Source organism: Candidatus Fukatsuia symbiotica, assembly GCF_003122425.1.
In the GTDB taxonomy this organism is placed as follows: Bacteria; Pseudomonadota; Gammaproteobacteria; order Enterobacterales; family Enterobacteriaceae; genus Fukatsuia; species Fukatsuia symbiotica.
This window is the reverse complement of the sequence record NZ_CP021660.1, coordinates 73,717-88,311: the sequence shown is the minus strand read 5'-3', so window position 1 is coordinate 88,311 and position 14,595 is coordinate 73,717. Positions and strand designations below refer to the sequence as shown.

Genomic DNA, 14,595 nt, shown 5'->3' with positions numbered 1-14,595 from the left:
GTTTCCTCCTAGAGACATTTTACTAGCAGTCTTTAGAAGTGTCCGGAAACATTAGACCATTACACTTAGCTCAGGGTATGTGATAGGAGGGCCGAGGAGCCTGCTCTGATACACGCATTTGGTCGACCATTTCTTCGATCATGAACTCCAAGGATGTGCTGATTTTCCAGTTCGGGTAGTGTACGCGAATCTTCGAAAGATTACTGATATAGCAGATGTGATCACCAGTCCTAGCCGTATTTTGATAGCTATAGACGGGCGTGCGCCCGCTCGCGCGCCCTACAGCTTCCAAGGCCTCGAGCACGGAGATGCTGTTGTCCACCCCTCCTCCCAGATTGTAGACTTCCGCTAACCTAGGGACTCGGTAGAACTCACGAATGAAGGCACAGACGTCGCGTGAGTGGATATTGTCGCGTACCTGTTTGCCCTTGTAGCCGAAGATTGTATACTCCTGTCCGAGCACAACCGAACGGATGAGGTGGTTGAGAAAACCGTGCAGTTGTACACCAGACTGGTTTGGACCTGTCAGGCAGCCTCCACGCAGACAGCAGGTCCGAAGGCCAAAATAATGACCGTATTCCTGCACCATTACGTCCGCGGCGACCTTCGAGGCACCAAATATCGAATGACAGGATTGGTCGATAGGGAACTGCTCATCGATGCCATCAGCATTGGCCTTGTTGGCGTAGACCCAACGTGTCTTTGTTTCAGTCAGGCGTAGGCGGTTTGGACTGTCACCATAGACCTTGTTCGTCGACATGTGGACGAATACGCATTCGGGATTTGCACGTCGGGTAGATTCTAGCAAATTCAGCGTGCCACCGGCATTGATGTCGAAATCATCGAAGGGAATTCTCGCCGCTAGATCGTGGCTTGGCTGGGCTGCGGCATGAACCACCAGATCTGGTGGGTTTTTCCGAACCAAACTGATCAAACCATCACGATCACGCACGTCCAGATCGTAATGGCGATAGTTGGATACGTTCGTTTCCAAGTGACGCCGTCGCCTGGTAGTGTCGCCGTACTCGCCGAAAAAGCTTGCGCGCATGTTATTGTCGATGCCGATGGCCAGATCAAATTCTGGAGCCAGAGTTTCGATTACTTCGGAGCCAATTAGTCCACCGGAACCCGTTACGATGAGAATAGACATTGCCTGATGTTTCTCAGTATAAATAGACAACTTCTGGAAAACTCACTTCCTGCTCTGGATCACGTTTGAAATCGAACAGCAGTATGGTGCGGATGCGCGTTCCCCGGTTCCACGCCTCGTGCTCGATGGTGTCGTCAAAAACGAAACTCGAGCCAGCACTCCAGGAGCGCACCTCTTCTCCGACCCGGATTGCACTATCTTCAGAAGGCCTCAACCCGATGTGGCAGCGGAGTACTTTGTTGGTATAGCCATGGTGGGGCCCGATGTAGGTTCCCGGCGCTAGCGAAGAGAATCCCGCATTGACCATGCCTGGCACAGCCGCGAGCATGTGCGAGGTTTCTGGGCACAGCAAACAGTTGCGCTCTACTCGTTGACCGATCTTGAATAGCGGAAACACTGTCCAGTTGCCGTCGTAAATATCGGTCTCGGGCCATTTCATGAAGGCGTTTTGAGCTAAACCATCCAGCTCGTCGCGGATGATTTCCCAGTGTTTGGCTAGCTTAGGGATGCTTCGAAAGACATCGACGGAATAGAACATAGGAGTTACCTCTGCGCAGATGAAGGTGACTTGTCGCTTGTCACCGGACTATGATTTGGGCCCGCCAGCGAAGGCAGGCAGGGGATGCACGTTCGGCTGGCCAAATTTGGCTAACTTCCGCAATAAAACACAACAGCAATCTCAAAAAAAAGTGATCACCGCTCAGTACGTGCATCTCAAAACTACCTCGGGTGAAACGGATCCAGTCAGCAACTGCATCAATGATCACGCCATCATCACTGTCTCCTGCTAAGGGGGTGATATCTGTATCGAGCATGTTCACGGATTGTGGCTGGTGATTTTCGATTAGCGTGAAGTCGGCACTGAGCATGAGCAGCAGCAAGCTCATAAGTTCCCTGTTATCCAGTACCTCGGCCGTCCGGCCATCAAGTTGGCGCAGTTCCTCAAAGAAACTGCGATTGTCCAGATTCTGTAGGCGCAGGCAGTTCGGCGCGTGGCTATCGGTCAGGAATAAATGCTGCAAGTTGGTCCGTGCTTGCGGCGGTAGCCGGCTGGCGAGTTCGAAGGCAAGTACGGAGGCGCGGCCGCCTGCGTAAAGAAAACAGATCAGTCGCATACGCACTTTGCCCCAAGGATGGTTGCCACCGCATCCCGACGGCTGGTGATCCGGCGCTGCTGCGCACTCAGTTGCACAGCGCACGTCCGTAACTGATCGTCTTCAAGCATGGAGCGGATATTCTCAGCAATTTCCTCCAGCATTGGTTGATCGGAAAGTCGCCTTGCCACGCCGTGCTCAACCAGCCGCTGGGTTAGCAGGTCCTGTTCAAAGGTTTGCGGCAGGGCCAGCACCGGAGTTGCTGTCCAGGCTGCTTCGCGGACTGCCCCACCGCCGACGTGGCTGATGAATAGATCGGCGCGTTCGAGCAGATCGACCTGCGGCGCGCTGCCGAGTGGACAGACCACTGTTCCCTTGGGCCATGTGATTGGCAATCCTGCCGTCATGGATGGAGTGGCCACAGTTACCAACACAGCATCCAGATCGTGCATCGCCTGGGCCACTTGGGCGTAGAATACACTGCCAGGATCGTGCGCCGTACCAAAACTCATGTACACCAAACGGCGGCCTGCGATCTGGCTCCAGTCGAACTCTTGTCGCGCTTGCTGCACCCGGTGGCTGGAACCGCAAAACAGATAGTCTTCGCCGAACTCAGATGCATACGGTTGCAGTGAACGTGTCAGATACACTAGGTTGCTGGGCGCGGTGTTCAACACAGGCCCGTACATATCTTCGGGTGCACATCCGTAGTGGGCCTGAAGGCTTTGAAAACAAGTATCGACGAAATCCCTGACTGGGCGCAACGCTGTTTCGTCGCCGAGCCAGCGGCGAACAATCGGCTCCTCGCTGAGAATTCGCCGAGACAGCGCGGCGGAGGCGATTGATGAGATCCGTGGCACTCCGACGAGGTCGGCCGCCAGCCGCCCCCACAGACATAACCCGTCGTGTATAACCACATCTGGTTGTTCGGCGGTGATGGCATCGATGACCATGCCGACGCCCTCCAGAGCGCAATGGGCAAGCACAGCTGGCAAGGCGGCATTGGTCTTTGTTATCGGCCCTTGATACGGAGCGAATTCGCCGATGGCGCGAAAGCGCGCGCCAGCCGCCTCAAGTTCTTGCCGGTGCGCCTCAAGTTCCAAATAAACCACCTCGACGTTGGCGCGCACAAGCTCCTGCACCAGCCCCATAGTCGGCACCACATGGCCGGTGGATGAAATGTTAGTGAAGAAAACTTTCAAAATGAACTCCACTGGAGAGAGGTTTGGGTGTCACGCATGGCCGGCTCATGGCAGTCGCCAGCGGTGACGCATTCTACCGAGGGTCGAGAACAGGCGGCGTGTCAGCCTAGAAAGCAGACGTGACGAAGAGGGCATCCAGTTGAGGTCCATGTTGTGACGTCCATAGGGAGGTCGATCCTCTACGGTGCGCGAACTCATCGCGTCCGCCTCGAAGTAGTAGCCTGGACAGCACAGCGTGCCCACCAGCTCGAGCACCCCGCTATGCTTCACGCACATAGTGAAGAAGCGCGGGCCAACGGTGACCGCAATCTGTATAGGCATGGTATCGCGTAGCCCCGTCGGTACATCATCGGCTGACGACGTGATACTCTCATGCAGATAACTGAACACCTTCGTCCATAGCGTATGGTCAGGCGCACTACCAATAAATGCATTGTTGTAGCCTTGAGTCTCTGAGAGGATCAGTTCGCGTCCGGCCAGCAACTCATCGATTGGTCTCAGGCATTCGATGTCCATGTCCGCGTAGACGCCTCCCAGTGCAGCGAGCAGGCAATAGCGGGCGCTGTCCATGCGCTGTATGTCGTACGGGAAGGCATCGTAGATCGGCAGGAATTGGGGCAGATGCTGGGCGATGTGCTTACGCAGAGCAGGAGCGTCCCAAAGACGGCATTCCCAATCAGGGTGGTAGCGTTGCCACGACGCCCGGTAACGACAGTACTTAGCCGGTACTTTGTCGCTGCCCTGGTACCAAATCTGGTGAAGCATGCGTGGAATACTCATGACCTCTCCCCTGTGACGGCGATCGCCTCGGCGAGGCTGAGGGCCAGTGTCTTAACATGAGGAGGCTTGAGCATGCTCACATGCTCGCCGGCGGCGTCCAGCAGGCTGACCTTGCCGTTTGCATACGCTCCCCATCCTAGGTCACCGCGTTCGGCCAGTGCCGCTGTGCGCCATACTGTGACTGGGCATGCCAGCCGGCCCGGCCTATAAGTGCGCAGGCTTTCTAGGTTATTTTTGTAAATGGCGAACAGCTGCATCACCTGCTTTGGCGGCGTACCTTTAGGCACCACACCCGCCTCACTGACCTTCGTAGCGATCCAATCGGCTCGCTTCGACTCTGGCAGCACGCGCAGCTGAGCCGCGTCGAGATCGATGCGTCGCTCCAGGGATAGTTCGAGGGTACGCACCATGTAGTCCAACAGCTCAATGTCATCCCTCGGCATGATGGCCAGATCCGTGGGGTCGACCTCAGCCAAGCCGTCGAGCACGGCCAGTAGCGCCGGTGGCCTGCCACATGTGATCAGCACTCTCGCCAGTTCGGCTGCCATCTGCGCGCCGAAAGAATGGCCCACTAGCACCAGTGGCCCGGGCACTCGGATGAGGATGGCCTCTGCATACGCGGCCGCCATGCCGGCGATTGAGTTGGCTCCACCTTGACTCGGGGGCAAGGACTGCAGACCATACACGGAAGCTTCGACGAGCGCTTCCGCCAGTGGGCGATATGAAAGAATTTGCCCAGAGATATCATGAACGAACACCACGCTTGGTGCGGTTTTTCTGATGTTAATAGGCACCAGCGCGCCGGCGCTGTTCGTCGCCGCGCTCCCGGATTCAAGCACGGCAACAGCCTGCGCGGCCAGAGTGCGCTTGTTGAACAGGCTGGAGAGTGGCAAGGTACGGGTGAACTCGCGCTCGATAAGAAAAATTAGCTTCACCGCTGTCAGCGAGTCACCGCCTGTGTCGAAGAAATCGACCTGAGGATCGTGCACAGGGTGGCCGAGTACTTCGTTCCAGATGGCCGCCAGCCGCTGTTCGGTAGTGCTGAGAGCACGCCCTCCGGCGCTTGAGGCCGCCGTGTCTACCTGCAAGCGCCAGTCGGGTAATGACAAGGCTCGGCGATCTACTTTGCCGTTGACCGACAGAGGCAGTGCTGGCAGCGGCACGTACAGAGAAGGAACCATGAAGTCCGGCAGTCGCTGGCGCAGGAAGGCACTCAGCTCCCGCTCCAGGCCTTCGCCCTGCCCGACCACGTAGCCGACCAAACACCGCAATCCTTGGCTACCCTCGCGTACCATCGCTACCGCATCGAGCACGCGTGGATGCTGGCGCATGGCGTCCTCGACTTCGCCCAGTTCGATGCGGAAACCGCGTAGTTTTACTTGGTTGTCTTCCCGCCCCAGATACTCAAGTGTACCGTCAGTGCGCCAGCGCGCACGGTCGCCCGTGTGGTAGAGCCTTTCGCCCATGGAAAACGGATTGGGCACGAAGCGCTGGGCGGTCAGCGTCGGCTGGCCCAGGTAGCCACGGGCGAGGCCGCTGCCAGCTACGTAGAGATCGCCGGGGATCCCAACCGGTAATGGCTGCAAGAGCTCGTCCAGCACATACAGCCGTACATTCCAGATCGGCCGACCGATGGGCAGCGGGCCACTCCACGGCGAGGTAGGGATCACCTCGTAGGCACAGCATCCCACGGTTGTCTCGGTGGGACCGTATTCGTTGTACAGGCAGGTCGTCGGCGCATGCCGGCGCCAGAACGTCAGTGTCGAAGCCTGCACCGGCTCGCCGCCGGTGACGATGGTCTGCACTTGGCCCCGCAGTCGGTCCGGTTCTAGCACATGTCGCAGAGCTTCCAGATGCGCCGGGCCGCAACCGATCATGGTTAGGTTTTCGCGGCGCTCCAACACATGCCGCATTTGTGACAGCACGTCATCGCGCGGCAGAAGCTGCATGCAGCGCCCGCTCAGCAGCGGCGCGAACAGCGGCGTCATGCAACCGTCAAAAGCATAAGAAGGAGTCATCGGGATCGAACCCTGCTCGCCTGGAGCGTAAGTAGTACGCGACCAGCTCAGGTAATTGACAATGGCTACATGCGGAGTCATCACCCCCTTGGGCGTGCCTGTGGAACCGGAGGTGTAGATGATGTAGGCGAGGTTTGCAGGCACCACTCCGCTGGCCGGGCAAGTTTGTACCCGGTCGAGTTGCTCGAGCAACAGAGTCGGGCCGGTAAAGGACACCACTTCCCGCACGGTGTTCTGGGTCACCAAGACCCGGGCCCGTGCATCGGCCATCATGAAATCCAGGCGCTCACGCGGATAGGCAGGGTCCAGTGGCAAATAGGCTGCACCCGCTTTCAGAATGCCAAGCAAGCCAACTACCATAGCGAGATTGCGCTCGGTGCACAGGCCCACGATGGCCTCGGGACCGATGCCCAGTTCGTGCAGCGCCCAGGCCACCGCGTTAGCGCGTGCTTCCAGTTCTGCGTAGCTGAGCTCGCCGGCAAGATCGCGCACGGCGATTTTCCCGGGCGTGCGCGCCGCCTGCTCGGCCACCATTTCGTGCAGGCAACGTTCCCTCTGCACCTCATGTGCGGTGTCGTTGAGCGTCTCCAGCAGGTATTCGCGCTCACCTGGTGCTAACAGGCCCAGTGTGTCCACCGCGCGCTCTGGTTCGACCACAATGCCCTCCAGCAAGGACTTGAGTTGAGCCGCGAAGCGCTCTACAGAAGCATGCAGGAACTTGTCAGCGTCGTACTCTAGCATCCCCTGCAGGCATGCCTGGCCAGAGGTATCCTCGATTTCGATGAAACTCAGGCTGAGATCGAAACTGGCCACGCTCTCCTCGGATTGCATAGGCTCAACCTCCAGTTCCGGCAGGCTGAGCTTGCCTAGCGGCATGTTCTGCAGGATCAACATCACCTGAAACAAAGCGTGGGTATCGCGCGAGCGTTCAGGGTGCAGTGAGCTCACCACGGCCTCGAAAGGAGCGTCCTGCCACTCGTAGGCCTCCAGAACACGCTCGCGAACATGGGCCAGTAACTCACGGCCGCTCATGCCAGCGCCGGGCTGGATGCGCAGCGCTAAGGTATTCAAGAAGCAACCGATCAAGCCCTCTAGCTCCTTGCGCTGGCGATTGGCGATAGGCGTGCCGATAACTACGTCGCGGGTGCCGCTATAGCGGGCCAGTAGCGCGGCGTAGCTAGCGGCCAGTACCATAAACAGAGTGGCGCTGTTGGCTTCGGCGAAGGCTTTCATACACCGCGTCTGTACACTGTCAAAGGCGAAACGGATGATCTTCCCCAACCTGGGAGCATCGGTGTGTGGCGCCTGCTCCAAAGGGAGCGCCAACCTGGACGGTGCCCCTGCAGTCGCCGCTTCCAGCGCGCTAGCAGGGATTCCAAGCGCGTGCTGGTCATCTCAGAGCGCTGCCAGACAGCAACATCGCCGAACTGCAGTGGCAGCTCAGGCAGCCTTACGGCCCTGCCTTCGAGAAAGGCTGTGTAGTGCTCGCTGAATTCACGTACCATCACGCCCAGCGACCAACCGTCCGAGATCGCATGGTGCAGGCTGAGCTGCAGCACGTGTTCCCGCTCGGCCATGTACACCAAAGCGAATCGTACCGGAGGAGCGGCGGCAAGGTCGAAGCGGGCATGGGCTTGTGACGCGACCAGCGCCGCTAGCGCCGCTTCGGCCTCTACTGAAGGCTGGCCGCTGAAATCAATTTCGGCCATGTTCAACGTCCACGCAGGCTCGATCTGCTGCATAGGCACGCCCTCGCGTTGCACGAAGCGCGTGCGCAGGACTTCGTGGCGCGCGATGATAGCGGTGATGGCTGCCCGCAGCGCCGTGCGATCTAGCTTACCTCGCAGGCGCAGTCCAAGCGAAACATTGTAGGAGCCTATCTGCCCCTGGTCTATCTGTTCCATGAACCAAAAGCGCTGCTGTGCGAAGGAAAGCGGCAGCAGATCCCCGCGCGTTGTCGGCACGATAGCTGGCAGCGGCGCGGCCTGCGGGTTCAGCTCGTCCAGCATGGCTGAGAATTCGGTGATGGTGGGTTTGTCGAACAGACTGCGCAGCGGCAGCTCTACCGCAAATGTGGCGCGCAGGCGGGAGATGACCTGGGTCGCCAGCAGGGAATGCCCGCCGCATTCAAAGAAGTTGGCATGCAGATCCAGGTGCTGCAGCTGTAGCACCTCTTTCCAGATTTCACCGATCTTACGCTCGGTGGCACTCCATATTGCAAACTGCTCGCCAGGTGCCGTCTCTGCGGCTTCGCCAGGGGCAGGCAGTGTCTTGACGTTGAGCTTGCCATTGACGGTGAGCGGGAAGGTTTCCAGTACCACGTAGGCCGCAGGCAACATGTAGCCAGGCAATCGCGTTGACAGATGTTGGTGCAGCATGGGTGCCAGCGCGGGGCGGTCGATTGATTTCGATGGCGTGTTGAAAAAGCGTCCGAACTCGACTGTTGTCTCGGTTGGGATGCCGATGCGCGGCAGTTCACTGTTGCTAGCGGCTACGGCCAAATCGAAGCTTCCCGAGTTATCGCCGGTGGCCCAGTACAGCACCGCCACACCGGCCTGCGCCCGCCACGCGGCAACCAGGGCGGCTGGGTCGGGTTCTCGCTTGACCTGAGACCATGCATCCCAATCCTGTACTGTCGGTGTTGCAAAGGTCTCTCCGTCTGCATCTAGCCAGGACAGGAAGGCATCGGTGGCACCCAGGCGCGCATTGGGCACACCGCGGACCATCAGCGGGCGACCCTCCCAGGTTGGCTCAGGCCCGTCGGCGTCGACCAGCTTATAGGGTGAAGGCGAAGTCGGCGTGCCAGTCACGATTACCGCATCGTAGCGATACGCTGTTAATTCGTTTAGTCCGCCACGCTCCTTGGGCAGGATTTTGATGCCGGCAATGTCGCCGCGGACGGCCGCCCAGTGGAAGAAGAAATCTGGATCGACGAGCAGTTCCTTTTCACTTGCGCACAGCTTAGCCAACAGCTCACGCAAGCTTGTCCGTGTGCTGCCCTCGGGACGGCGGTGCAGCAGACGGCTGGCGTGAAAGTTTCTTAACAGCCCTAGGTGACGCAGGTCTCCGACGAACAGGTGGCCGCCCGGCTGCAAGCGCTGCATAGCTTGTTCGAGCACATCGAGGAAGTAGGCTGCGCTGGGAAAATACTGGGCGGTGGAATTGAGCACAACCAGATCGAAATCGCCGGACAGGCCGGCCTGGTCGCTCGCCTCCCGATGCTCCAGGCGCACCTGCTGGTAGCCGCGGGCGGCTACCTTCTTCGTCAGTCGCGCCACCGCTCTGGTGGAGAAATCCAGGCCGTGGTAGCATTCCACTGAGCCTGCCAGCCGCAGCAGCAACATGCCAGACCCTGTGCCCAGTTCGAGGACGCGTGTCGGCTGCAGCCCGCGCAGTCGGGCCAGGGTCTCATCCCGCCACAGGCGTATATGTTCGGCGGGTAATGGCTGATTGTCGTAGGAATCGTTCCAACCGACGATGTCCAATTCGTCGTCCTCGGCCTCGGCCTCGGCGTAAATCATGTCGAAGCTGGGCAGCCAGTCCTTCACTGCGCCCCTACTGTCGCCGACAGTCTCGCGGTGCAGACGTACATAGGCCACCAAGCGAGCTGCTTCCAGCAGCCCTTGTACCACCACCACGGCATCAGCGATCGCGGCATGACTCTTCAGCGCACTTTCGATCTCGCCTATCTCGATACGATAGCCACGCAGCTTAACCTGTGTGTCGGTGCGACCACGGTATTCAAGTTCACCCCACGCATTGATCCGTGCCAAGTCCCCGCTGCGATACAGGCGCAGCCCCGCAGCATCCTTGAAGAAACGCTGGGCGGTCAATTCGGGTTGGCGCCGGTAGCCGCGGGCTACGCCTGCTCCGCCTACATAGATTTCTCCGGTCATTCCCGGTGGCACCGGCTTGCCATAAGGATCGAGCAGCCGGATGCACAGATCGGGCAGTGGTGTGCCGATGATGACACTGCTGGCCGGGCCTCGCAGGTCGGCGTAAGCGATCCGCCGTAAAGTGACATGCACTGTAGTCTCCGTGATGCCGTACATGTTGACGAGCACTGGCGCATCGTCGCCGTGGCGATCCATCCACGGTGCGAGGCCACCGATGTTCAGGGCCTCGCCGCCGAATACCAGGTAACGCAGGGCCAGGTCGGCTTCACGCGGCTGGGCTTCCTCGGCGGCCATCAGTTGACGGAAGGCCGATGGGGTCTGGCTCAGCACGGTGACCTTGCACTCGCATAGGAGTTCGTAGAACACATCAGGGGTGCGAGCCAGTTCAGGTGGCACGATCACCAAGCTAGCGCCGTGCACCAGCGCGCCCCATATTTCCCAGACGGAAAAATCGAAGGCGTAGGAGTGGAAAAAAGTCCACACGTCCTTGCTATCAAAATCGAACAGGTGATCGCAGCTGGAAAACAGCCTGGCTACATTGGTATGACTGATCTCCACGCCTTTGGGACGGCCAGTGGAGCCGGATGTGTAAATGATGTAAGCAAGATGGCCGGGCTGAGTTTCCGGCAAGGTGCACGGTCCCGGTGCATCGGTCTGGCCCATGAGCAGCACCCTACCGTCGAAATTGAGCACCGGCCATGCAAGATTCGCGTCGGAGACAACGATATCCACACCGCTGTCCTTGAGAATGTAAGCGATGTGCTCAACTGGATAGCCCGGCTGCAGTGGCACGTATCCGCCGCCTGCCATCAGCGTGCCCAGCATTGCAGCGATCATTGAAAAGCCAGGCTCGAACCACAGGCCAACCGACTGGTCGGCTCGTACGCCCGCTTCAATGAGGCGATGGGTGATACTCCTAGCCTGTGTTTCCAATTCGCCATAGCTCAGGCTTTGTTCTCCCAGCCACAGCGCCACAGCCTCAGGCTGCCGTTGAGCATGAGCTAGGAAAGCTTCGTGCACAGGTAGGAAAGGCTCCGAGGTTTTGATTGGCACGGTTAACAGCGAGAGAGTATTGTGCATCATGGCCAGATGCGACACCGGTTTGTCGGGCGAGGCAGCCGCGTCTGCGAGCAGCACCAGCCATTGTTCAATCAGGCGATCTACTGAAGCCTTGACAAACAAATCGGTGTTGAAAGTGAATACGCCAGACAGAGCACCATCGACCTCGTGTAGGAACAGCTCCAAATCGAAGCGTGCGGCTTCCTGGCTGAGCAGCCTCTCCGCTTTGAGTGTGCCCAATGGGGGTGGCGCAACAGGTGCATTTAACAAAGTGAAAGCGACCTGGAACAGCGGGTTGCGACTGTAATCACTGAGAACTTTCAGGCCTTCCACCAGACGGTTATAAGCCAACGTAGCATGGTCGAGCGCATCGCGAATCGTTACAGTATCCGCACGGACTAGGGTTCGGAAACTTAGATCCTCTTCTAACCTTCCGCGGATCACTACCATATTAGTGAAGAAGCCGACCATCCCTTCTGTCTCAGGCAACTCTCGGCCAGCAACGGAAGTGCCGATAGCTACGTCTTGCTGGCGCGCATGCCGGCCCAACAGTACCTGCAGCGCGGCCATCAGCACGCAGAATAATGTAGTCCGCTCGTCAGCGGCCAAGGCCTGCAGACCGCGCACCGTGTGTGCTGGTACCTGGAGGCTGAGAGTGGCCCCGTTGAAAGTCTGTATTGACGGTCGCGGCAGGTCGGTAGGCAAGTCCAGCAGCGGAAGGTCTGCTAGTTCTTTGCGCCAGTAGGCCAGTTCGCGGGCTTCCCGCTCGGATAGGTTCTCGCGCTGCCAGGCTACATAGTCGAGATAATTAATGGGCAGCGACCGGAGCGCCGCTTCATGCCCGTGCGTGAAGGCGGCGTACAACTCTGCAACTTCTCTCATCAGAATGGCTAACGACCAGGCATCGCTGATGATGTGATGCATGCTGAGCGCTAGGACATGATGGTGCTCGTCAAGCTTGACCAGTATCACGCGAAACGGTTGTCCAGAGGCCAAATCGAAAGGATTAGTCGCTTCGTTTTGCAGCAATTGTTGCAAGGCTCGCTTGTCGACCTCACCTTCGCCGCGCCATGTCCAGTCCAGGCATTCCGCAAGTGGCGTGTAGATCGACTCGAAGACCTGTTCGATCCGACCGTCTCTGTTATGGATAGCGGTGCGCAGCGCCGCATGGCGTTCAACTGTAGCGCGGAAGGCATCGCGTAAGGCGCTGATATTAAGCTCTCCGCACAGCCTGAAAACACTGCAGATGTTGTAGGCTGCGGCACCGGAGGTCAGCTCGTGGAGGAACCACAGGCGTTCCTGCTGGAGGGACAGCGGCCCACGGCCCGTCATGCGCGCAGTGATGCTGCTGCCTTTAAAGTCACCGATCTCATCGTACAACAATCTGTCTAGCAGGTCGAAATCGTTGTCTAACTTGTCGCTCTTTTTCATAAATATAGGCACTGACAGTTATTAAATGGAAAAGGGAGAAGACTGAGGAATGCTAATCGGCAGTGCTGCATCGGGGAATCGCTCCTCACAATGCCCCTCCTCGAAATGCAGCCAGCGATCCGCGTTGCTAAAGTATTGGTCGTCGTGGGTGACGGCTATCACCGTCTTGCCCATAGCCTTGAACCTAGGCAACTCCTCTCGATAAAACCAGCGACGAAAATTCGGATCCTGATCTGCAGCCCATTCATCGAAGATGTAGACCTGACGGTCTTCCAGCAGAGCAACTAGATGAGCCAGCCGCTTGCGCTGGCCGGTAGACAGGTCTAGCGTGGTGAAGAGCCGCCCATCCAAGCGGGTCTTTCCATCCAATGCAAGCCGTTTCAACAACTCCTGTACCCTAGTAGGGTCAGGGGGTACTGAGCCATAGAGCCTCGGAAACAGATGATAATCGGTGAACACCGCGGAAAACAGATTGCGGTACGTAGCTAAACTGCGCACACCCTCGAGCGGCGTCCCGTTTAGAAACAGGCACCCCACGCTGGGCGCCTGCAGGCCAGTGAGCAATTTCATAAAGGTTGATTTGCCGGAACCGTTGCTGCCAGTGATGAAGATCACCTGCCCTTGCTGTACCGACAGATTAATCGGGCCAACCTCGAAAGCATGCCCGTCAACCGCCATATACGCAAAGCAAACATTCCGCAACTCGATGCTGCTCATGAGTACAGGCTCCACTTCCTCTGACAGCTCCTCGACGTCGACGGCCGCGTCGAGGAGCTGCTCCAGTTCACCGATGCTTCTAGCTGCCGCATTGGCTTGGCCGTACATGGGCAGGATACCAATAAAATGGTTGATAGGCACGCTTAGGAACAGGATCACCGTCACCACCCTGATCAACAAAAATGGCTGTAGCAGCCCTGCCAAAGGAAATGCGAAGACCACCAAGCCAAGTAAAATATACAGGATCGACTGCAGCAGGATAAGATGATCGGTGGCCTGGCCGAAAGCCTTTTGGTTCAAGGTGGCCGAGTGTTCGGAAGCGCCAACCAGCTCATCGTAGATTTCGCGCCGACGGCGCTGGTGAAGTTTAAGCTCCTTGAAGCCTCCGATCATGTGACCTACCAAGCCGAACAGGTTATTTTCCGCTTTCATGGCCCGTTGTGTGCTACGCTCAATCGTGCGCAACCTGATTAAATGTAGGAACACGCCCAGCAGGATCACCACCACACAGATGGCGCAGGCCAGTGGCAACAAGTAGGCCAGATAGGCCAAGGTAAATACGAACAGCATGATCGACTGCCCGGCCGAGATGACTGCCATGGTGGCGTTGGACATCACTTTCATGTCCTTCTCAACGCAAGACAGCAGATGCTTCTTGCCTATTCGCTCGAAAGTCTGCAGATCCACCCTTGTCAGCTTGTCTATAAGCCGTATCCGCACGCTATGGATCGAGAACTCCACGCGTGCTGCAGTTTGCCGCGTGGCGTAACGTTGAGCCACCACGAACAGTGCCAGCGCGCAGACCGCCAGCGCGGCGAGGCTCGTCACTTGCGCGTGGCCGGTAACACCGGAAGCTTGTGTCAGTACGGTAAACCAGCCTGCGCCGGCTAGTCCAGCCAGGGCTTGCGCGCTGAGCAGGCTGGGTAATCCAGGCGCGCCTGGTGCGCGTTCAGACAGTAGTTTTATCATACTCATCGATACCTCCATCGGCTTCGGTTACCGAGGTCTGTGGGTGGCCATTTTCAAACCTCGGCATCCATAGCCTTGCGTAGGCTGAGCGGCCGCATATCCGTCCAAACCTCGGTGATGTAGTCAAGGCACTCCTGCTCGCGGCCACGCTTGCCAACTTCACGCCAGCCTGTAGGGATCTCGCGATAGGTTGGCCAGATCGAGTACTGTTCTTCATGATTGATCACGACGGTGTAAGTCTGTACGGTGTTATCGCTCATAGCAAGCTCCTTGAGGTTC

General features: G+C 58.2%; 9 protein-coding genes. All 9 read right to left on the bottom strand.

Annotated elements, in window-relative coordinates; all coding sequences use genetic code 11:
• Positions 1–70 precede the first annotated feature (70 nt).
• The 9 genes from CCS41_RS14145 to CCS41_RS14105 are packed head-to-tail and all read right to left on the bottom strand — an operon-like array spanning position 71 to position 14,576.
• Entirely contained in the window at positions 71–1,150 is a 1,080-nt protein-coding gene (locus CCS41_RS14145; RefSeq protein ID WP_119797892.1) for an NAD-dependent epimerase/dehydratase family protein, read from the bottom strand.
• A gap of 13 nt (positions 1,151–1,163) precedes the next feature.
• Positions 1,164–1,688: an aspartyl/asparaginyl beta-hydroxylase domain-containing protein gene (locus tag CCS41_RS14140; RefSeq protein WP_119797837.1), complete on the bottom strand. Its 525-nt coding sequence runs from the start codon at positions 1,686–1,688 to the stop codon at positions 1,164–1,166.
• A 40-nt stretch (positions 1,689–1,728) separates the two neighbouring features.
• Positions 1,729–2,265 (bottom strand): thioesterase II family protein, encoded by a 537-nt coding sequence (locus tag CCS41_RS14135; RefSeq protein ID WP_119797836.1) that lies wholly within the window; start codon positions 2,263–2,265, stop codon positions 1,729–1,731.
• A complete protein-coding gene (locus CCS41_RS14130; protein ID WP_205411520.1) occupies positions 2,256–3,458 on the bottom strand; it encodes a glycosyltransferase in 1,203 nt (400 codons plus the stop codon). The genes CCS41_RS14135 and CCS41_RS14130 overlap by 10 nt, the downstream gene beginning before the upstream one ends.
• 33 nt (positions 3,459–3,491) lie before the next feature.
• A complete protein-coding gene (locus CCS41_RS14125) occupies positions 3,492–4,226 on the bottom strand; it encodes a glycosyltransferase family 32 protein (protein ID WP_119797834.1) in 735 nt (244 codons plus the stop codon).
• A complete protein-coding gene (locus tag CCS41_RS17320) occupies positions 4,223–7,525 on the bottom strand; it encodes a non-ribosomal peptide synthetase (RefSeq protein WP_275887696.1) in 3,303 nt (1,100 codons plus the stop codon). The genes CCS41_RS14125 and CCS41_RS17320 overlap by 4 nt, the downstream gene beginning before the upstream one ends.
• Positions 7,474–12,630, bottom strand: coding sequence for a non-ribosomal peptide synthetase (locus CCS41_RS14115; protein ID WP_119797832.1), 5,157 nt, complete (start codon positions 12,628–12,630; stop codon positions 7,474–7,476). Before CCS41_RS14115 ends, CCS41_RS17320 begins: the two co-directional genes overlap by 52 nt.
• A gap of 21 nt (positions 12,631–12,651) precedes the next feature.
• On the bottom strand, positions 12,652–14,322 hold the full coding sequence (locus CCS41_RS14110) for a cyclic peptide export ABC transporter (protein ID WP_119797831.1): 1,671 nt from the start codon (positions 14,320–14,322) through the stop codon (positions 12,652–12,654).
• Between the two features lie 47 nt (positions 14,323–14,369).
• A complete protein-coding gene (locus CCS41_RS14105) occupies positions 14,370–14,576 on the bottom strand; it encodes an MbtH family protein (protein ID WP_119797830.1) in 207 nt (68 codons plus the stop codon).
• Positions 14,577–14,595 lie beyond the last annotated feature (19 nt).